The 20,623-nt window shown below is 60.1% G+C and carries 12 protein-coding genes and 1 riboswitch; of the genes, 7 read left to right on the top strand and 5 right to left on the bottom strand.

Going from position 1 to position 20,623, the window contains the following annotated elements; all coding sequences use genetic code 11:
* Positions 1–2 precede the first annotated feature (2 nt).
* Complete coding sequence (locus NDJ10_RS08100; RefSeq protein WP_296160964.1) at positions 3–1,880, bottom strand: putative nucleotidyltransferase substrate binding domain-containing protein; 1,878 nt, start codon at positions 1,878–1,880, stop codon at positions 3–5.
* A 77-nt stretch (positions 1,881–1,957) separates the two neighbouring features.
* Positions 1,958–3,589 (bottom strand): peptide chain release factor 3, encoded by a 1,632-nt coding sequence (locus tag NDJ10_RS08095; protein WP_296160962.1) that lies wholly within the window; start codon positions 3,587–3,589, stop codon positions 1,958–1,960.
* A gap of 200 nt (positions 3,590–3,789) precedes the next feature.
* Here NDJ10_RS08095 and NDJ10_RS08090 point away from each other — a divergent pair, with 200 nt between their 5' ends.
* The 4 genes from NDJ10_RS08090 to malQ are packed head-to-tail and all read left to right on the top strand — an operon-like array spanning position 3,790 to position 9,789.
* The gene (locus NDJ10_RS08090) at positions 3,790–5,442 is read left to right on the top strand and encodes an alpha-D-glucose phosphate-specific phosphoglucomutase (RefSeq protein WP_296160960.1); all 1,653 of its coding nucleotides are present in this window, start codon (positions 3,790–3,792) and stop codon (positions 5,440–5,442) included.
* Positions 5,443–5,473: 31 nt separating this feature from the next.
* The gene (gene glgC / locus NDJ10_RS08085; RefSeq protein ID WP_296160959.1) at positions 5,474–6,754 is read left to right on the top strand and encodes a glucose-1-phosphate adenylyltransferase; all 1,281 of its coding nucleotides are present in this window, start codon (positions 5,474–5,476) and stop codon (positions 6,752–6,754) included.
* Between the two features lie 12 nt (positions 6,755–6,766).
* Positions 6,767–8,215, top strand: a complete 1,449-nt coding sequence (glgA, locus tag NDJ10_RS08080; RefSeq protein ID WP_296160957.1) for a glycogen synthase GlgA — start codon at positions 6,767–6,769, stop codon at positions 8,213–8,215.
* A gap of 59 nt (positions 8,216–8,274) precedes the next feature.
* Entirely contained in the window at positions 8,275–9,789 is a 1,515-nt protein-coding gene (gene malQ, locus NDJ10_RS08075; protein WP_296160955.1) for a 4-alpha-glucanotransferase, read from the top strand.
* Here the strand turns inward: malQ and glgX are convergent.
* From glgX to NDJ10_RS08060, 3 genes are read right to left on the bottom strand one after another with little or no spacing between them, the layout of a single operon-like run.
* Entirely contained in the window at positions 9,786–12,011 is a 2,226-nt protein-coding gene (gene glgX, locus NDJ10_RS08070; RefSeq protein WP_296160953.1) for a glycogen debranching protein GlgX, read from the bottom strand. The two genes, malQ and glgX, sit on opposite strands and share 4 nt — an antisense overlap.
* Complete coding sequence (gene glgB, locus NDJ10_RS08065; protein WP_296161197.1) at positions 11,936–14,116, bottom strand: 1,4-alpha-glucan branching protein GlgB; 2,181 nt, start codon at positions 14,114–14,116, stop codon at positions 11,936–11,938. The genes glgX and glgB overlap by 76 nt, the downstream gene beginning before the upstream one ends.
* Before the next feature lie 29 nt (positions 14,117–14,145).
* Positions 14,146–16,578, bottom strand: a complete 2,433-nt coding sequence (locus NDJ10_RS08060; RefSeq protein ID WP_296160952.1) for a glycogen/starch/alpha-glucan phosphorylase — start codon at positions 16,576–16,578, stop codon at positions 14,146–14,148.
* Positions 16,579–16,703: 125 nt separating this feature from the next.
* Positions 16,704–16,814: riboswitch (S-adenosyl-L-homocysteine riboswitch) on the top strand.
* Positions 16,815–16,889: 75 nt separating this feature from the next.
* Between NDJ10_RS08060 and ahcY the strand changes: the two genes are divergently transcribed.
* Genes ahcY through metF form a run of 3 tightly spaced genes read left to right on the top strand, consistent with a single transcriptional unit; the run spans position 16,890 to position 20,069 of the window.
* Positions 16,890–18,341, top strand: coding sequence for an adenosylhomocysteinase (gene ahcY, locus NDJ10_RS08055; protein ID WP_296160950.1), 1,452 nt, complete (start codon positions 16,890–16,892; stop codon positions 18,339–18,341).
* 7 nt (positions 18,342–18,348) lie between these two features.
* Positions 18,349–19,176 (top strand): TlyA family RNA methyltransferase, encoded by an 828-nt coding sequence (locus tag NDJ10_RS08050; protein ID WP_296160948.1) that lies wholly within the window; start codon positions 18,349–18,351, stop codon positions 19,174–19,176.
* Positions 19,177–19,223: 47 nt separating this feature from the next.
* Positions 19,224–20,069, top strand: a complete 846-nt coding sequence (gene metF / locus NDJ10_RS08045; protein WP_296160946.1) for a methylenetetrahydrofolate reductase [NAD(P)H] — start codon at positions 19,224–19,226, stop codon at positions 20,067–20,069.
* Positions 20,070–20,623 lie beyond the last annotated feature (554 nt).

The following is a 20,623-nucleotide window of genomic DNA, read 5'->3' as shown; positions in this document are numbered from 1 at the left end:
CGTCAGAAGCGCCCGCCCGAGTAGCGCTGGCTCAGCACGCCTTGCAGGGTCTGCACCACGCTGAAGGCGTCCTTGAGGTGGCTGCGCTCAAAATTGGAGAGATCTTCCAGTGCCAGAAAGTTGTCCGGTGCCTGACCTTGGGCCATTTGCCGCGCCTGGTGGGCAATACGCAGCTTGCCCAGGAACTCCAGCGCGCCGCGCAGGTCGCGGGCGCTTTGCTCGGTTACCTCACCGGCCTGCGCCGATTGTTCGAGGCGGTCATGGGTGTTGGCTACCGTGACGCCGGCGGCCAGTGCATAAACCCGCGCCAGATCCACAATCGGCACGATGCCGGTGTGTTTGAGGTCGATGGTGTGCGGTTTGTCGCCGCCTTTGCTGAGGGTGATCTGGCCAAACATGCCCAGTGGCGGCCGGTGTTTGAGGGCGTTGCTGACCATGTGCGCCAGAAACAGGCTGTTGCCCCTGGTGTGTTGCACCACCTGCTGGCGCAGCCCGTCGAGCAGCTCGGCCTGGCCGTGGATGGCGCGCAGGTCAAAAAACACGCAGGTCAGCATCAGCGACTTGGGCTTGGGGCTATCCACCCACTTGCGAAAATAGTCGGCCCAGATGTGGCGCGGCTGGCGCCAGGTGTCGGTCATGGCCATCATGTCGCCCGGGCAGTGGATGTAGCCGCACTCGGCCAGGCCGTCACAGACAAATTTGCTGAACGCCCTGAAATACCCGCCGTGCGCCGTCTCGTCAAACGCATCGTCCAGAATCAGGCAGTTATCCTGGTCCGATTTGGCGGTTTGTTCGTTGCGTGCCTGGCTACCGGCGGCCACCCAGACATAGTCAATCGGGGCGGGTCCCAGTTGCGCTTCGGCCAGGTGGATCAACCGGGTGGTGATGGCATCGGTGATGGCGGTGATGATGTGACCGGTGCTGTAGGCGCTGGCGTCAGCAACTGCCAGGTTCTGTTGCAGTTGCCTGACCCGTGTGCTGATGCTTTTCAGGCCATCGAGTGTGCTTTGTTTGTAGATGTCTCCGGCCATATAAACTGCCGAGGTGCTGTGTTGCTCGGTCAGGTCGGTGGCGGTGATCATGCCCAGGATGTTGCCGCCTTCCATCACCGGAACGTGGTGGATGTTGTGGCGCGCCATCAACAGCAGGGCTTCAAATGCTGGACTGTTGGCGCTCACGGTCATGGGCGCCAGGGTGGCAATGTCGGAAACGGGGCGGCTGATGTCCAGGTTGAGCGCGACCACGCGGTTGCGCAGGTCGCGGTCGGTGACCAGGCCAAACAGCAGGCCTTGCTCAACCAGCAGCACGGAGGACACCCGCAGGTCGCGCATCAGCACCGCAGTGGCCTGGATCGAGGTGTTGGGGGCCAGGGTGATGGGCGCGCGCTTGATCAGGGTGCGGATGGGGGTGCTCAGCAGGTTCAGGGCCGTGCTGGACTCGTTGACCTGCTGGTTCTGCTCTGTCGCCGGTAGATGCACCGGTTGTAGGGACGGTAAAAAATACGCCAGTTGGACATGTTTGTTACACAGTTGGACCAGGGCTTGTGCGGGTAGCCAGGCCAGTTCGCAATCGGCCGCAGCGACGGCCTGCCAGGTCGCCAATTGCGGCGTGGGCGTGGCACCAAAACCAAACAGGTCACCTGCTTCGAGCAGCACTGACAAATTCAGATCGGGATCGCTCAGGCGTACCGAGCCATTCAGGATCAGGCCCAGCTGCTGTGGCAGCTGGCCTTGTGCCAGCAAGGTTGCGCCTGCTGTGGCGCTGGCCCGTGTGAATTGGCCCGCCAGTGCCTCACGGCTTTTGCTGCTGAGTTGGGCAAAAACCCGCTGCCGGGACAAGTGGCTGTTCAACAGAGACGGGAGCTTGGGCGTGGCGGGCATGACGGATCACTCAGAGTTGTGCTGGTGGGCTGGACCATTTTCGGCGAACTGGCTCAGTTTGCAATTGCCGGCACACCTTATCCGGCCGACTGCAGCGCCAGCCCGGCATGCTCGCGCAGCGGGTGGAAGTGGATTTTGGGAAAGCGCTCCTGCGCCAGACGCACATCGTAGGGGCTGGTGCACAGGTAGGCCAGCGTGTCGGCCGCATCGCGCGCCATGCGCTGCGGGTAGGCGTAGACAAATTCTTTGAGTTCGGCGGGCGAGTCGGCGGTGATCCAGCGCGCGCCGGTGTACTGGCTGCTCTCCAGCCGGACGTCTGCATCGTATTCACCTTTGAGGCGGTGCTGCACCACCTCGAACTGCAACTGGCCAATGGCGCCGAGCAGCATGTTGCCGCCCATCTCCGGTTTGAACACCTGGATTGCGCCTTCTTCGCCCAACTGTGCCAGGCCCTGTTGCAGTTGCTTGGTGCGCAGCGGGTTTTTCAGCACCACGGTCATGAACATCTCGGGGGCAAAAAACGGCAGGCCGGTGAACAGCAGGTTGACCGAGCCGTCGGTGATGGTGTCGCCGAGCTGCACGCCGCCATGGGTGGTGAAACCGACGATGTCGCCGGCGTAGGCTTCCTGCACCGCCTCGCGGCGCTGGCTCATGAAGGTCACCACGCTGGTCGGCCGCAGCTCCTTGGCCGTGCGCATGACCTTGAGTTTCATGCCTGGCGTGTATTTGCCGGAGGCAATGCGCACAAAAGCGATGCGGTCGCGGTGGTTGGCGTCCATGTTGGCCTGCACCTTGAAGACCACGCCCGAAAAAGCTTCGTCTTCGGGCTGCACCTGTTTGATGACCGGTTGCTTGTTGACCACGAACGAGCTGGTGCGCGAGCCTGGCGACGGTGCCAGGTCGACCAGCGCGTCGAGCACTTCCATGACGCCAAAGTTGTTGACGCCCGAGCCAAAGAACACCGGGGTTTGTTTGCCGGCCAGAAAGGCCTCGCGGTCGAACTTTGGGGAGGCACCCGTGGCCAGTTCCATGCTTTCCAGCGCGGTGTCCCACGCATGGCCAAAGCGGGCCTGGAGTGCCGCCGGATCAGACAGCGGCATGGACTCGAAGTCCTGCGGCAGGCGCTCCGACCCCGACTCAAACACGGTCATCGCCTGCTTGCGCAGATTGATGATGCCGCCAAAGGTCTTGCCCTGGCCCACGGGCCAGGTCATGGGCACGCAGGGCATGCCGAGTTCGCGCTCCACCTCGTCGAGGATGTCGAGCGGGTCGCGCACCTCGCGGTCCATTTTGTTGATGAAGGTGATGATGGGCGTGTCGCGCTGGCGGCAGACTTCGATCAGGCGCCGGGTTTGACTTTCGACACCGTTGGCCGCGTCAATCACCATCAGCGCCGAGTCCACGGCGGTGAGCACGCGGTAGGTGTCCTCGGAAAAGTCCTTGTGGCCGGGGGTGTCGAGCAGGTTGATGACATGGTCGCGGTAGACCATTTGCATGACCGAACTGGCCACCGAGATACCGCGCTGCTTTTCGATCTCCATCCAGTCGCTGGTGGCATGGCGCGATGCCTTGCGCGCCTTGACCGAGCCGGCAATCTGGATCGCGCCCGAGAACAGCAACAGTTTTTCGGTCAGCGTGGTTTTACCTGCATCGGGGTGCGAGATGATGGCAAAGGTGCGGCGGCGGCGGGTTTCAAAAGCGTAGGTCACTGGCGTTTCTCAAATCTGGGGTGGCTGCGAGCCCGGTTGGGCGCTGGCTGCGCATCGCGCCTGGTTTTGAACCGGCGGTGCAAGAGTGAACAATTCAGCCATCAGGTATTTTGGCTATTTTAAAGGTTGGGTGGCGCCGATTGGGGCTTCGAAATGGTGCTAAATTCAAGTGGTCACAGTTGCAGCAGGTGTTCCCCATCATGGCCATTCAGACAATCCCAACCCAGCCCTTTGCAGGGCAGCGGCCCGGCACCTCAGGTTTGCGAAAAAAAGTAACGGTGTTCACCCAGCCTTACTACCTGGAAAACTTCGTCCAGGCGCTGCTGGATGTGCTCAATGCGTCTGGGGCTGACGGCCAGACCTTGCAAGGGGAGACGCTGGTGCTGGGTGGCGATGGTCGTTTTTACAACCGGACGGCGGTGCAGGTGATTCTGAAGCTGGCTGCCGCCAACGGCGTGGCGTGTGTGCTGCTTGGGCGGGGCGGGATTTTGTCGACGCCTGCGGCCAGTGCCGTGATTCGCCACCGACAGGCTTTTGGTGGCATCGTGCTGTCGGCCAGCCATAACCCGGGGGGGGCAGAAGGTGACTTTGGCATCAAGTACAACGCGGGCAATGGCGGCCCGGCCAATGAGGCGCTGACCGAGGCGGTTTATGCTCGCACCCAGCTCGTGCGTGAACTGCGCATCAGCGATGCATCCGATATCGATATTGATCGCCTGGGTCTGCAGCAGCTTGAACAGATGCAGGTCGAGGTGATTGACCCGGTGGCGGATTACGCGGCGGTGATGCGCAAATTGTTTGACTTCGAGATGCTGCGCGGCATGTTTCGGCGCGGCTTTAGCTTGCGTGTCGACGCCATGAATGCGGTGGGTGGGCCTTATGCCAGGGCGATTCTGGAGGATGAACTGGGGGCGCCTGCCGGCACCGTTGTCAATGCCGAGCCGCTGGAAGATTTTGGCGGCCTGCACCCCGACCCGAATCCGGTCAACGCTGACAACCTGATTGCCCACATGCAGCGGCCCGACGCCCCTGACTTTGGCGCAGCCATGGACGGCGATGCCGATCGCAACATGGTGGTTGGGCGTAACTTTGTCGTCGCGCCCTCTGACAGCCTGGCACTGATGACGGCGTACGCCAGGCTGATTCCAGGCTACCAGGACGGTTTGCGCGGGGTGGCGCGCTCCATGCCGACCTCGGCGGCGGTGGACCGGGTGGCCAAAGCCATGGGTTTGCCCTGTTTCGAGACCCCGACCGGCTGGAAATTTTTTGGCAACCTGCTTGATGCGGGTCGCGTGAGTTTGTGCGGCGAAGAGAGTTACGGCACAGGCTCCAGCCATGTCCGCGAAAAGGACGGGTTGTGGGCCATTCTGTTCTGGCTCAGTTTGCAGGGGGCGACCGGCCGTTCGGTGGAGACGCTGGTGCGCGAGCATTGGCGTGTTTATGGACGCAATTACTACACCCGGCACGACTACGAGGGCATTGCCGTGGATACGGCCAATACCTTGATGGCCGATTTGCGCGCCGCTCTGCCTGCCCTGCCCGGACACTGTTTTGGATACCGTCGAGTGGTATTGGCTGATGATTTTTCTTACGCCGACCCGGTGGATGGCTCGGTATCTGGCCAGCAGGGCATCCGACTGGTTTTTGACGACGGCGCACGGGTGATTTTCAGGCTTTCGGGTACCGGTACCGAAGGGGCGACGCTGCGGCTGTACCTGGAACGTTATGAGGCCGATGTGACCAAGCAGGACCAACCGGTGCAACAGGCCCTGACTGAACTGGCTGCGGTGGCCGAGCAAGTGGCTGGCATCAGGGCGCGTACCGGCATGGCCGGCCCCACGGTGGCCACCTGAGCCAACAGGATTCATCAACGAGGAGACCTTCATGGTGCAAGTGCAAGTCGACAAAAGGGCCCCCGAAACCCATCAACTGGTGCGGCACACCGTCGCCCTGATTCTGGCCGGTGGGCGCGGCTCGCGGCTCAAGCAGTTGACCGACAAACGCGCCAAACCGGCGGTGTACTTTGGTGGCAAGTTCCGCATCATTGACTTTGCCCTGTCCAATTGCCTGAATTCGGGCATCCGGCGCATGGCGGTGGTGACGCAGTACAAGTCGCATTCGCTGATGCGCCACATGCAGCGCGGCTGGAGTTTTTTGCGCGCCGAGCTCAATGAAATGGTGGACTTGTTGCCGGCCCAGCAGCGTGTCGGTGAAGAGCATTGGTACCGTGGCACAGCCGATGCCATTTACCAGAACCTCGACATCATCCGCTCCAGCAAGCCGCAGTACATTGTCATCCTGGCTGGTGACCATGTGTACAAGATGGACTACTCGATCATGCTCAAGGACCATGTGGCGCGCGGTGCCGGCTGCACGGTGGGCTGCATTGAGGTGCCGCGTGCCGAGGCCAGTGCGTTTGGAGTGATGGCCGTGGATGAAGCGCGCCAGATCACGGCGTTTGTCGAGAAGCCCGCTGACCCGCCACCGATGCCGGGCAACGAGGCGGTGTCCCTGGCCAGCATGGGCATCTACATTTTTAATGCCGACTACCTGTACCGATTGCTCGATGAAGACCTGGCCAATCCGCAGTCCGAGCACGACTTTGGCAAAAACGTCATCCCGCGGGCGGTGGCTGACGGCCGTGCGCTGGCGCATCCGTTTGGCCTGTCCTGCATTTCCCGGGTCAAAGGTATTGCGCCCTATTGGCGCGATGTCGGCACGATCGACGCGTTCTGGTCGGCCAATCTGGACCTGGCATCGACCGTGCCCGATCTTGACATTTATGACACCGACTGGCCGATCTGGACTTATCAGCGACAGTTGCCACCCGCCAAGTTTGTTCCTGACAAGGATGGCAACAACGGTATTCATGTCAACACCGTGGTGTCGGGCGGTTGCATTGTGTCGGGCTCTTTTGTGGCGCACTCGGTGCTGTTTTCTGAAGTTCGGGTGCATTCGGATTGCCATATCGACGAGGCTGTGGTGTTGCCGGATGTGACCATTCACCGCCATTGCCGCTTGCGCAAAGTGGTGATCGACCGTGGCTGTGAAATTCCCGAGGGCATGGTGGTGGGTGAAGACGCGGTGCTGGATGCGCAACGCTTTGAGCGCAGCGAAGGTGGCGTGGTGTTGATCACCCGTGAGATGTTGGCCCAATTGAAGTAAAGAAATGCCGCGATGAAAGTGTTACAGATCAGCGCCGAAATCTTCCCCTTGCTCAAAACCGGGGGGCTGGCGGATATTGCCGGCGCCTTGCCGGGCGCCCTGAATGCAGTGGGCTGTGCGGTGCGCGTACTACTGCCGGGTTTTGCCCCCATCATGGCCGATCTGCAGTCAGCCAGTGTCTTGACCGAGTTGATGACGCCCTGGGGCGAACGCGTACTGCTGCGCCAGGGGGTGCTTGGCAGCTTGGGCATTCCTGCCTATGTGATCGATGCGCCGCACCTCTACGTCCGCGCCGGCACGCCATACGAGGATGCGCAGCGTCAGCCGCACCACGACAACCACCTGCGGTTTGCACTGCTTGGTTGGGTGGCTGCGCAGCTGGCGTGCGGGCTCGATCCCCACTGGCAGCCCGCCGTGGTGCACAGCCATGATTGGCATGCCGCCCTGACCTCTGCCTACCTGGCCTTCGGGCCCACGCAGGGCCGTCGGGTGGCCAGCGTGTACACCGTGCACAACCTGGCTTATCAGGGGGTCTTTGCTCCGATCCATTTCTTTGATCTGGGTTTGCCCACCTCGGCGTTTTCCGTGAATGGCCTGGAGTTTCATGGCCAGTTGTCGTTCATGAAAGCGGGTTTGTATTACGCCGACCACATCACCACGGTGAGTCCGACCTATGCGAAGGAAATCCAGACGCCGGAGCAGGGCTGCGGGCTTGACGGTTTGCTGCGCGCCCGTGCTTCTGATCTGAGCGGCATCCTCAATGCGGTGGATGAAGCGGTATGGAATCCGGCCACTGATGCCGCCATTCCCCATCGCTTTGATGCCAAAAAACCTGCCGGCAAGGCACGCTGCAAAGCGGCACTGCAGCAGGAACTGGGTCTGGCAATACAGCCCGATGCGCCGCTGTTTGGGGTGGTGAGCCGCCTCACCGAGCAAAAAGGACTGCATCTGGTGCTGGCCGTGCTCGATGACCTGATCGCCCGTGGCGGGCAATTGGTGGTACTTGGTAACGGCGATGCCAAGCTCGAATCGGCTTTCAAGGCCCGTGCTGTGGCCAACCCGCAGGCGGTGTCGGTGCGTATCGGATATGACGAGGCTTGCGCCCACCGCATTTTCGCGGCCACCGATGTGACGCTGGTGCCGTCGCGCTTTGAGCCCTGCGGCCTGACGCAGATGTACGGCCTGAAATACGGCAGCTTGCCGTTGGTGCACCGGGTCGGGGGGTTGGCTGATACGGTGGTGGATTGCGCACTGGAACATCTGGCCGATGGCACGGCCAACGGGTTTGACTTTGTTGAGTTCACGCCGCAAGCGCTGGATCGTGCGGTGCGTCGCGCCTTGGCGCTCTATGCCCGCAAAGAAGAGTGGCGCCGCGTGCGTCAGCACGCCATGCAGCAGGAACTGGGCTGGGACAAGGCCGCAGCCCAGTACGTGGCGCTGTACCAGCACTTGATCGCCTGAGCAGACTTACTGGCGCAACCTTTCTCTCACTGATTTTTCTTTTTTGGAGCGGATGACGCATGGCTGATTCATGGATGGCGCAGCGCGCCGCCGGGGTGGTGTTGCACCCTACCTCGTTGCCTGGGCCGCACGGCATGGGTGACTTCGGCCCCAATGCGTATTTCTTTGTTGACTGGCTGCACACGGCGGGGCAGGCGCTTTGGCAAACGCTGCCGCTGGGCCCCGTGGGGCCGGGTGATTCGCCTTATATGGGTAGCTCGGCGTTTGCCGGCAACCCCCTGCTGGTGGCGTTGGAGCCTTTGGTGCAGCGTGGTTGGCTCGATGCCCAAAGTTTGCTGACCGATTGGAGCCATGAGCGGGTTGACTATGCCGTGGTGACGCCCTGGCGGCTGCAAAAACTGCGTGAGGCCTTTGCCGGGTTCGAGCTGCATGCGACAGCGCAAGAGAAGTCTGAGCTGGCCGCCTGGGCTTTGAGTCAACAAGCCTGGCTGGAGGATTACGCCCTGTTCATGGCGCTGGACCAGGCCCACAGTCCCGCATTGTGGCCCGAATGGCCGCCCGCACTGGCCCGGCGCGACGCCATGGCGCTGGCCGGGGCACGCACCAGTCATGCGCACGAGATCGATTTCTGGTGCTTTGTGCAATGGCAGTTCGAGTTGCAGTGGCAGGCCGTTAAAAGCTACGCCCACAGCAAGGGCGTGCGACTGGTGGGCGACCTGCCGATTTTTGTAGCGCACCACAGCGCCGACTGCTGGGCCCGGCCCGACCTCTACGAACTCGATGCCACGGGTCAACCGCGCGTGGTGGCGGGTGTACCGCCCGACTTTTTTTCGGATACCGGCCAGCGCTGGGGCAACCCACTCTACAACTGGGCTGCCATGGCGCGTGATGGCTACCGCTGGTGGATTGAGCGGGTGCGCCGGCAACTGCATTTGGCTGACGTGGTGCGCATTGACCACTTTCGGGGGTTTGTCGATTATTGGGAAATCCCGGCCAGTGAGCCCAATGCTGTCAGAGGCCGCTGGCAGCCGGGTCCGGGTGAGGCCTTGTTCAAGGCGCTGGCCCTGGCACTGGGTGATTTGCCGATCATTGCCGAAGACCTGGGCATCATCACCCTTGAGGTCAGCGTGTTGCGCGAGCGCACCGGTTTCCCCGGCATGCGGGTGCTGCAATTTGCTTTTTCAGGCGATGCCGGCAACGCCTTTTTGCCGCACAACTTCGAACCCAATACGGTGGTTTACACCGGCACCCATGACAACGACACCGTGCCCGGCTGGTGGGCCAGTTGCAGCCCGCATGAACGGGCCTTTGCCACGCACTACCTGGGCATCGACGGGCAGGAGGTGCATTGGGCGATGGTGCGTGCCGCGAGCTTCTCTGTGGCGCGTTTGTCGCTGTGCCAGTTCCAGGATGTGCTGGGTCTGGGGAGCCAGCACCGCATGAACAAGCCTGGCACCATGGGCTGCTGGTCGTGGCGTTTTTCATGGGACTGGGTGGGGCCTGAGCTGGCACAGCAGCTGGGGCAGATCACCGCCGCCAGTGGTCGTACCGGGTTTGACCGGCTGCGGTTTTAGCCGTGATGCGATGCGTTTTCTGGCGCCGGGCGGAGAGGTTTCACCGGGGCAGATGAGGTCGAGGTCTGTTGTAGCAGCACCAGGCTGTGCGCTGCCACGGGCAGGTTCATGCCCGCCGTGTCCTGGCGTTCGGGCTTCCCGTGCCGGTGGCTGGTGTCGAGCCGGGCTTGCCATTGACCGGTCGGCAGCACAAACGTTTCACGCATGGCACCGGCATTGAACAGCAGCAGCAAGGGGGTGGCGCTGCGCCCGGGTTTGCCGATGAGGCAAGCCAGGGTGCGGCCGGTGGGATGGTGCCAGGCCTCATGCTGTAGCGCGCTGCCGTCAGCGTTCCACCAGGACACGTCATGGAGTCCGTTGGCATCGGCGATGCCGGTGTACCACTGGTTGGCAAAAGGCTGTAGTTCATGCCTGAGCGCAACCAGGTGCTGGGTGAAAGCCAGCAAATCGGCGTCTGGCGCTGACCAGTCGATCCAGGTGGTGGCGTTGTCCTGGCAGTAAGGGTTGTTGTTGCCGTCTTGGGTATGACCGAATTCGTCGCCGGCGCACAGCATGGGTGTGCCCTGGGCAAGCAGCGTATTGGCCAGCAGCACGCGCTGCAAGCGTCCGCGCAGTACCGTCACCATGGGGTCATCGGTGGGACCTTCGATGCCGCAGTTGAAGCTCAGGTTGTCATGGTGGCCGTCGCGGTTGTTTTCACCGTTGGCCTGGTTGTGACGCTGGTTGTAGCTCACGAGATCGTGCAGGGTAAAGCCGTCGTGTGAGACCACATAGTTCACCGACTTGGCCGGCGCGCGGCGGCGCTCCTGGTACAGGTCAGATGAGCCACACAGGCGCATGGCAAAGTCGCCGCGCGTGCAGCCCGAGGGCATTGCATCGCCAGCGGCTGCGCCTTGAACCCAGAATCGTCGCATGCAGTCCCTGAACTTGTCGTTCCATTCCAGCCAGCCGCGCGGAAAGCCGCCTACCTGGTAGCCACCTGGCCCGGTGTCCCAGGGCTCGGCGATCATCTTGACGCGTGACAGCACCGGGTCTTGTGCCATCGCCACAAAAAATGCGGCCTGGGCACTGAAGCCAGTGTCGGTGCGGCCCAGCACGGGTGCCAGATCAAAACGGAAACCATCGACGTGCATGTCTTCAACCCAATAGCGCAAACTGTCCATCACCATTTGCAGTACCTTGGGCTGGCTCAGGTTCAGGGTATTGCCACAGCCACTGTAGTTCTCATAGTGGCTGGGGTCATGGGTAGACAAGCGGTAGTAGCTGGCGTTGTCGAGCCCACGAAAGCTGATGGTCGGTCCGGACGCATCGGCTTCTGCGGTGTGGTTGTAGACCACGTCCAGAATCACCTCGAGACCGGCCTGGTGCAGCGCACGCACCATGGTGCGGAACTCATCGCGTGCGGACTTGCCGTCCTGGTTGCTGGCCAGCTGCGGGTTGATGCAGAAAAAGCCGAGGGTGTTGTAGCCCCAGTAATTGGAGAGCCTCTGGCTGATCAGGCGTTCTTCGCTGAGGCTGTATTGCACCGGCAACAGGCTGACCGCGGTCACACCCAGGCCCTTGAGATGGTTGATGGAAGCCGGGTGGCCCAGCCCCGCGTAACTGCCCCGCAGTTCAGGTGGTAGCTGCGGGTTGAGTTTGGAGAAACCCTTGACATGACATTCATAAAGCACGGTGTCGGTCAGGGAAATGTCTGGGGTGCTGTCATCACCCCAGTCAAACGAGTCCTGCGTGACGCGCGCCTTGAGCGCCAGTGCGGCGTTGTCATGACTGCGCTTGTGTCCTGGGAAATGGCGGTCAGGCGTGAAATGTTCGTCGCGCCAGTCGAATTGGCCCACGATCTCTCGCGCATAAGGATCCAGCAGCAGTTTGCTGGCGTCAAACCGGTGTCCCTTGTCGGGCCACCAGGGGCCATGAGCGCGCAGGCCATAGACCAGCCCGGGTTGTGCGCCCGGCAGGTAGCCGTGCCAGACGTCGACGGTATGGCACGGCAACGGCATGCGCGCCAGCTCCTGCTTGCCCTCGGCGTCGAACAGGCACAGTTCCATGGCCTGGGCGTGTGTTGAAAACACCGCAAAGTTGACCCCGTGGCCATCAAAATGGGCACCCATCGGCCAGGGGTGGCCGGCCTGCAGGCCATGGGCGATCAGGCGGTCCATTCGAAAAATACCGTGGCCAGGGGGGGCAGCGTCAGCAGGACGGACCACGGCTTGCCATGCCATGGGATGGATTCGGTCGTGGCGCTGCCCAGCGGGGTGCCGACATTGCTGCCGCCGTAATGGGCGGAGTCGGTGTTGAGCACCTCGCGGTAGCGACCCGGCTGTGGCACGCCCAGACGGTAGCCTTGCCAGACTTGCGGCGTGAAGTTGCACACCACCACCGTGAAGGTGCTGGCGTCGAGCCCGTGGCGGGCAAAGCCCAGTACCGAGTGCGCGGCGTCGCTGTGTTCAATCCATTCAAAGCCTGCCGGTACAAAGTCCTGTTGGTAGAGCGCGGGCGTGGCGCGGTACAGCGTGTTGAGGTCGCGCACCAGGTGCTGCACACCGGCATGCGCTGGGTTGCCCAAGAGATGCCAGTCCAGGCTCTGGTCATGGTTCCACTCACGTTCCTGGGCAAATTCGCAGCCCATGAACAGCAATTTTTTGCCGGGATGACCAAACATGTAGCCCAAAAAAGCGCGCACATTGGCCAGTTGCTGCCAGCGGTCACCGGGCATTTTGGTCAGCAGCGAGCCTTTACCGTGTACCACTTCATCGTGCGAAATCGGCAGTACAAAGTTTTCATTGAAGGCGTACACCAGGCTGAAGCTCATTTCGCCCTGATGGTGTTGGCGGTAAATGGGGTCGCGCGCCATGTAACTCAGGGTGTCGTGCATCCAGCCCATGTTCCACTTGTAATGAAAGCCCAGGCCGCCCGCGTAGGTGGGGCGCGACACGGCGGGGTAGGCGGTGGACTCTTCGGCCAGTGTGATGGCCTGCGGACACTCCACTCCCACCACCTCATTGACACGTTTAAGGAAGGCAATGGCCTCCAGGTTTTCACGCCCGCCAAACACATTGGGTATCCATTCACCTGCTTTGCGGCTGTAGTCGCGGTAGAGCATGGAGGCCACGGCATCGACGCGCAGACCATCGACGCCAAAGCGCTCCAGCCAGTAGAGCGCATTGCCCACCAGAAAGTTGCTGACCTCGGTGCGTCCCAGGTTGTAGATGAGGGTGTTCCAGTCCTGATGGAAGCCTTCGCGCGGGTCGGCGTACTCGTATAGGTGGGTGCCGTCAAAGTTGGCCAGCCCATGGGCGTCAGACGGAAAATGCGCGGGTACCCAATCCAGAATCAGCCCGATGCCTGCTGCATGGCAGCGCGTCACCAGGCGGCCAAAACCATCGGCGTCACCGAAGCGGGAGGTAGGTGCGTACAGGCCAATGGGCTGGTAGCCCCAGGAGCCGTCAAATGGGTGCTCGCTCACCGGCATCAACTCCAGGTGGGTGAATCCCATGTCCTGCGCGTAGGGGATCAGGGTGTCGGCCAGCTCGTCCCAGGTCAGCCACCGGTTGCCGTCTTCAGTCGTCCGTCGCCACGAGCCCAGGTGCACCTCGTAAATGCTGACCGGAGCGTCGAGTGCGTTGGCCTGTTTGCGTTGATCCGACGGTGCTATTTTCTGGGGCAATTGACGCACTTTGCTGGCGGTGGCTGGCCGCAGTTCCGCTTGTAGGGCGTAGGGGTCGGAGCGTGCCGGCAAGACTTCGCCGCTTTGTGTGCGGATTTCAAATTTGTAAAGAGCGCCCGTGCATACGCCGGGCAAAAATAGCTCCCACACACCGCATTCACGTCGCAAGCGCATCGGGTGACGGCGGCCATCCCAATGGTTGAAGTCGCCCACCACGCTGACGCGCGAAGCATTGGGTGCCCATACGGCGAAGCGCGTGCCGTCCACGCCCAACAGGGTGCTCGGGTGTGCGCCCAGCACTTCAAACGGGCGCAAATGGGAGCCTTCGCCCAGTAGCCAGAGGTCCATCTCACCGAGCACCAATGGGAAGCGGTAGGGGTCCTCGAGGGTGCTGCTCTGGCCACTTTCCCATTGCACCTGTAACTGGTAGGCATCACCAACCGTCATTGGCACGCTGCCTTCAAAGAAATCAGTCCCGTGGCGTGGCCCCAGCGTGGTCAGTGATTTGCCTTCTGGTGAAATCACGTGAACCTGGGTAGCGTTTGGCATGAAACACCGCACGCTGCATCGCATTGGCGATACCTGGTGTGGACCCAGTACCGAAAAAGGGTCACCATGGCTGGCGTTGCAAATCAACTCAATGTCGTGGCGTGACAGCATGGTGGTTTTTCTGGATGGGGTGTTGGGCATCAGGAGGTCAAACTTGACACATGCCAGATGTCACTGGCGTACTCGGCAATGGTACGGTCCGATGAAAATACCCCCATGCCGGCCACGTTGCGAATGGCGCGCTGGCACCATTGGTGGGGCTGGCGGTAGAGCGCATCCACCTGCGCCTGGGTGCTGACATAGGAGGCGTAGTCGGCCAGCAGCATGTAATGGTCGCCGCCCCAGACCAGTGAGTTGATCAGCGCGCTGTAGCGGCTGGGCTCGTCCGGCGAGAACTGGCCGCCGCTGATGGCGTCAAGCACCTCCTTGAGCGCAGGGTTCTTGTCGTAATAGTTCAAGGGGTGGTAGCCCGCGACCCGCAGATCTCGTACTTCCGGGGTTTTCAGACCAAAGATGAAAATATTCTCGTCACCCACGGTTTGTCGGATCTCAATGTTGGCACCGTCGTCGGTGCCAATGGTCAGGGCGCCGTTGAGCGCCAGCTTCATGTTGCCAGTGCCCGAGGCCTCGGTGCCTGCGGTAGAAATTTGCTCTGACAAATCCGCCCCGGGCATGATGATTTCAGCGACCGACACGCCATAGTTGGGGATGAACACCAGCTTGAGTTTGTCGCCTATGCGGGGGTCGTTGTTGATGGTCAGGCCGACATCATGAATCAGCCGGATGATTGATTTGGCAGCTTGGTAGCTCGATGCCGCCTTGCCTGCAAAAATGACCGTGCGCGGGACCCAGGGGGCATCTGGTTCGGCCAGAATGGCCTGGTAACGGCCAACCACGTGCAGCACATTGAGCAACTGGCGTTTGTATTCGTGAATGCGCTTCACCTGCACGTCAAAAAGACTGTCAGGGTTCACAGTGATGCCCGTGGTTTTTTCAATCAAGTGCGCCAGACGCACCTTGTTTGCGTGCTTGATCGCCATGAAGGCGTTCGAAAATTCATGGTCCTCCAACCGGTCTTCCAGTCGTTTCAATTGGCTGAGGTCGTTTCGCCATGCCTTTCCGAGGGTCTCATCCAGCAGGCTGGACAGTCCTGGATTGGCCTGTGCCAGCCAGCGCCGGGGCGTGACACCATTGGTCATGTTGGTAAAACGCGTGGGCCAAAGTGCCGCGAAGTCAGCAAAAATGGTATGCACCAACAGATCGGAGTGGAGGGCCGACACGCCATTGACCTGGTGGCTGCCCACCACCGACAAGTGGGCCATGCGCACGCGGCGCTCGCCGTCTTCGTCGATGAGCGATAAGCGCTTCAGAAATTCATGGTCACCTGGGCGGAAGCGCGCCGCATGGTCCAGGAATTCCTTGTTGATGCGGAAAATGATTTCCAGGTGCCGCGGCAGCACATGCTGCATCAGCGACACGGGCCAGGTTTCCAGCGCTTCGGGCATCAAGGTGTGGTTGGTGTACGAAAACGTTCTGCCGCACAAGGCCCAGGCCCGGTCCCAGTCAAACGCATGTTCATCGCACAAAATGCGCATCAACTCGGCCACACCAATGGCAGGATGGGTGTCGTTAAGGTGAATCGCCACGTGCTCGGCCAGGTTGTCCAGCAAGGGGTGTTCTTCCAGGTGGCGTTTCACCAGGTCCTGCATGGAGGCGGCGACAAAGAAATACTCCTGTTTGAGGCGCAATTCACGGCCGGCGGGCGTGCTGTCGTTGGGGTACAGCACCCAGGAGATGTTTTCGTATTCATTCTTGGCGCATGCGGCGCGTGCATAGTCACCGGTGTTGAAAGCACCCAGGTCGATGTGCTCGGGTGCGACCGCTTTCCACAAACGCAGCGTGCTTGTTTTCTCGGTGCCATGGCCCGGTACCACCATGTCGTAGGCCTTGGCTGCCACTTCTCCGGCGTGTTGCCATGTTGCCTTGTCGTGTTCGTGCGTGACCCAGCCGCCAAAACGAACCGGGTACGTCAGGTCGGGCCGTGGGAATTCCCACGGCGTGCCGTCCTTGAGCCAGGAGTCCGGGTATTCAATCTGGCTGCCATTTTGAATTTCCTGGGCAAACATGCCGTATTCGTAGCGAATGCCGTAGCCAAACGAGGGTAGCCCCAAGGTGGCCATGGAATCCAGAAAGCAGGCGGCCAGGCGCCCCAGGCCGCCGTTGCCCAGGGCTGCGTCGGGTTCAAGGCTGGCAATTTCTTCTAGCTTTTGGGCGTGTTGTGCCAAGCCCTTGGCGGCACCGTCGGTCAGGTCAAGTGCGGCTAAGGCATTTGAAAGGGTGCGCCCCATCAAGAATTCCATCGACAGATAGATCACGCGACGTGCCTTTTGCGTCCGTTCCTGCGCCTGCGTGGCAACCCAGCGCCTGGAGAGTTGGGCGCGTGCTACCTCGGCAGTGGCCTGCATCAGGTCGCAGGCTGAGGCGCGGTCTGGAGCCACGCCAACGGTGTGCAGCAGATGGGCGTTGATTTGCTCCGCAGGGGTAGCTGATAGTGGCGTGGCAGAAACGTTCAAGTGGGTTCCTTGGGGCGTGGACAAATGAAGACGAACCGCTATTTTGCACGCCAATGCGAGGCTAGCTTTGCTAGGCTGCCATCACAATTCACATACGGATATTGGCGCATCTCTATAATTGCCCCCATTCCGAGGAGCGTTGCAGCTCACGCCAAGGGCAAAAACCTGGCGCTGAGTGAGGCTCGGTACCCGCTGTGGCTGTCCTGCCTGGCGTTTCATAACGGCGCTCACCCACGGGTCATGTGAGGTGAGACTTATCCCAAGTTTGCTTGCCATCCCCGTGGTTGAATCATCAACTTTTGGAGTGAACCATGAGCGTTGTATCAAAAACTGCCAAACCTGCCGACTTCATCATCGCCGACATTGGCCTGGCCGACTGGGGTCGTAAAGAACTGAATATTGCCGAGACCGAAATGCCCGGCCTGATGGCCATTCGCGAAGAATTTGCCAAAGAGCAGCCGCTCAAAGGCGCGCGCATCACCGGCAGCCTGCACATGACGATCCAGACCGCTGTGCTGGTGGAAACACTGCAGGCCTTGGGCGCACAAGTGCGCTGGGCTTCGTGCAACATCTACTCAACCCAGGACCACGCCGCCGCTGCCTTGGTGGCTGCCGGCACGCCAGTGTTTGCCTACAAGGGCGAGTCGCTCAGCGACTATTGGGACTACACCCACCGCATTTTTGAATTTGGCGGCAAAAAAGGGACGGCGGCAGAAGGCCCCAACATGATTCTGGACGACGGCGGCGACGCCACGCTGCTGATGCACCTGGGCACCAGGGCCGAGAAGAACCCCAAGCTGCTCGACAACCCGGGCAGCGAAGAAGAAACCTGCCTGTATGCCGCCATCAAGGCCAAGTTGGCTGTTGACCCCACCTGGTACAGCCGCCGCATCAAGCACATCATTGGTGTGACCGAAGAAACCACCACCGGCGTGCATCGCCTGAACGAGATGTCGGCCAAGGGTGAGCTGATGCTGCGTGCCATCAATGTGAATGACTCGGTGACCAAAAGCAAGTTTGACAACCTGTACGGCTGCCGTGAGTCGCTGGTGGACGGCATCAAGCGCGCCACCGACGTCATGATTGCCGGCAAAGTGGCCGTGGTGGCAGGCTACGGTGATGTGGGCAAAGGCTGCGCCCAGGCTTTGCGCGCCCTGTCTGCACAGGTGTGGGTGACCGAGATCGATCCGATCAACGCGCTGCAAGCGGCCATGGAGGGCTTCAAAGTGGTCACCATGGAATATGCAGCTGACAAATGTGATATTTTTGTGACGGCGACCGGTAACCTTAATGTCATTAACTACAAGCATATGGCGGCCATGAAAGACCAGGCCATCGTCTGCAATATTGGCCATTTCGACAATGAAATCGACGTGGCATCGCTGTCCAAGTGCAAGTGGGAAGAAATCAAGCCCCAGGTGGATCATGTGATCTTCCCTGCCAAGGGCAAAACACCTGCCAAGCGCATCATCCTGTTGGCCAAGGGCCGCCTGGTCAACCTGGGTTGCGGCACCGGCCACCCGAGCTTTGTCATGAGCTCCAGTTTCGCCAACCAGACCATCGCGCAGATCGAGCTGTTCACCAAACCCAAGAGCTACCAAGTCGGGCAGGTCTATGTGCTGCCCAAGCATCTGGATGAAAAAGTGGCGCGTCTGCATTTGAAAAAGGTGGGTGTACAACTGTCCGAATTGACCGATGAGCAAGCTGCCTACATTGGTGTGAGCAAGGCCGGCCCATACAAAGCTGACTCTTACCGTTACTAAGGATCCCATGCGCATTGACCAACTGCTGGTGCAGCGTGGCTTGGCCAGCACCCGCTCTCAAGCCCAGCGCCTGATTGCCGGAGGCGTGGAATGGCAACACGGTGACGCTTGGCGACGTGTGGTCAAGAATGGTGACGATGTGCGAGAAGATGCGCCAGTGCGCCTGCTTGACGATGCGGAGGCGCGTTACGTGTCACGCGGTGGCCTCAAACTGGAGGCGGCACTGAAGCACGTGGGTCTGTCTGTTTCCGGTTTTCAATGCCTCGATGTGGGCCAAAGCACAGGCGGCTTTACCGATTGCCTGCTGCAGCACGGGTCGGCTTTTGTGGTGGGTGTGGATGTAGGCAGTGCCCAGTTGCACCCCAAACTGCACGCAGATCCACGGGTGTTGTGTGTTGAGGGTGTCAATGCGCGTGCCCTGGAGACTTCAGACCTGGTGGCTGCCTACGAAGAAAGTACCGGGACTGAAGGCCAGTTTGACCTGGAAGAATCAGAGGAGGGTGCTGCTCTTGGTTTTATCCCCGAGTTCGATTTGATTGTGACCGACCTGTCGTTCATCTCTCAGACACTTGTGTTGCCGGCGGTGGTGCCGCTTCTCAAAGTCGGTGGCACCTTGTTGTCATTGGTCAAACCCCAGTTTGAATTGCAGCCGGGCCAGGTCGGCAAGGGCGGCATAGTGAAAGACGCTGATATGTACCGCATCGTTGAGCTGCGCCTGCGTGAGGCCTGTGCCGAACTGGATTTGAAGGTGACCCATTGGTTTGACTCACCGATCACCGGGGGGGATGGCAACCGCGAGTTTTTCATTGCTGCAACTTTGTGGGACAGGCCGTAGCGCTGCCAAGTGCGACAGATCTGTCCCCAATACTTTAAACCACTGTTATGACTTCAACCTCACGTTTCCCCGTCAGTATTGAGTTTTTCCCGCCCAAAACGCCTGAGGGTGTCGAGAAGCTGCGCATCGTGCGCCACCAGCTTTATGCGTTAAAACCCGAGTTTTGCTCGGTGACTTTTGGCGCTGGGGGCTCTACCCAGGAGGGCACGTTCAGCACAGTGCGAGACATTCTGAGTGAGGGGGTGAATGCCGCCTCGCATTTTTCCTGCATCGGTGCCACGCGTGAGCGGGTGCGAGGGCAACTGGCCACACTGAAAGCCATGGGCGTTAAGCGTCTAGTGGCCTTGCGAGGTGACCTGCCGAGTGGTTATGGTACGGGTGGCGAGTTCCATTACGCCAGCGATTTAGTCGCGTTCATTCGCGCAGAGATGTCGGATGACTTTCACATTGAAGTGGCAGCCTATCCCGAAATCCATCCGCAAGCCAGATCACCCGAGAGTGACTTGAAGGCCTTTGCCGTCAAGGTGGAGGCCGGAGCCAACTCGGCCATTACCCAGTATTTTTATAACTCAGATGCCTATTTCCGGTTTGTCGAGGATGCGGATGCGCTGGGTGTGCAAATTCCCGTGGTGCCAGGCATCATGCCAATTGCCAGTTCCTCGCAGTTGATGCGCTTCAGTGACGCCTGCGGCGCCGAGATTCCGCGCTGGATACGACTGCGTTTACAGGGGTTTGGCGACGACACTGCATCGATCAAGGCCTTTGGTCTGGATGTCGTGACGGATTTGTGTGAGCAGCTCCGCGCAGGGGGTGCACCCGGCCTGCATTTTTACAGCATGAATCAGAGTGCCGCCGCGCTTGAGATTTGCCAACGGCTGGGGTTGGTGGCATAACTGACTCGCTGTCGATCCATCTTCTCAAAGCACGCAACGTCATCTCTCGCTCAGGTAAGACAGATATCGGCTGTACTTCAATCATTGCAAGTGCCTCGCCTCCCGGGGTTCCAGTTGGTGGGCAGTGCCCATGAGGGTGAAGGTGATTTACGTATCTGGCAGTAGAAATTTATTGAAAATCGAAAGTTATAAGTGGTATCATCTATGGCTCGGATACTTAGTCGCACAGTGCAATGTCAATCAGTTGGCTTTTGCTTTCCAGATCCAAGCAAGCAAAGTTTTTCTTAGAAATCCTAAAAATTTCTAAGAAAAACGCAAAAAAGGCGTGCTAGAATACAAGGCTTCGCTGATCACAGTGAAGCAAAAAAGAAGTAGTGTGAAAGCTGCTTTGAGATCATTAAAAACATACAGCCGATAAGCGTGGGCGTTTGAAGGTAATTACCAAGTTCTTCGGAACTTAGTCTTAATTGACTAACAAACGCTCATGAAGTAAAAAAGATGTGAAAGTCAGAGATGATATTCACGTCGATTCCAATTTATGAGTTGCTCGAAAG

The organism is Rhodoferax sp., from assembly GCF_023700745.1.
Taxonomy (GTDB): domain Bacteria; phylum Pseudomonadota; class Gammaproteobacteria; order Burkholderiales; family Burkholderiaceae_C; genus Rhodoferax.
Note: the sequence above shows the minus strand (reverse complement) of the source record. Positions and strands in the feature narration are given on the sequence as shown.

Coding starts and splice junctions, on each gene's coding strand:
- metF (WP_296160946.1), top strand. CDS start 19,224: ATGACTTCAACCTCACGTTTCCCCGTCAGTATTGAGTTTTTCCCGCCC.
- malQ (WP_296160955.1), top strand. CDS start 8,275: ATGGCTGATTCATGGATGGCGCAGCGCGCCGCCGGGGTGGTGTTGCAC.
- NDJ10_RS08090 (WP_296160960.1), top strand. CDS start 3,790: ATGGCCATTCAGACAATCCCAACCCAGCCCTTTGCAGGGCAGCGGCCC.
- glgX (WP_296160953.1), bottom strand. CDS start 12,011: ATGGCATGGCAAGCCGTGGTCCGTCCTGCTGACGCTGCCCCCCCTGGC.
- glgA (WP_296160957.1), top strand. CDS start 6,767: ATGAAAGTGTTACAGATCAGCGCCGAAATCTTCCCCTTGCTCAAAACC.
- NDJ10_RS08100 (WP_296160964.1), bottom strand. CDS start 1,880: ATGCCCGCCACGCCCAAGCTCCCGTCTCTGTTGAACAGCCACTTGTCC.
- glgB (WP_296161197.1), bottom strand. CDS start 14,116: ATGCTGTCACGCCACGACATTGAGTTGATTTGCAACGCCAGCCATGGT.
- glgC (WP_296160959.1), top strand. CDS start 5,474: ATGGTGCAAGTGCAAGTCGACAAAAGGGCCCCCGAAACCCATCAACTG.
- NDJ10_RS08050 (WP_296160948.1), top strand. CDS start 18,349: ATGCGCATTGACCAACTGCTGGTGCAGCGTGGCTTGGCCAGCACCCGC.
- ahcY (WP_296160950.1), top strand. CDS start 16,890: ATGAGCGTTGTATCAAAAACTGCCAAACCTGCCGACTTCATCATCGCC.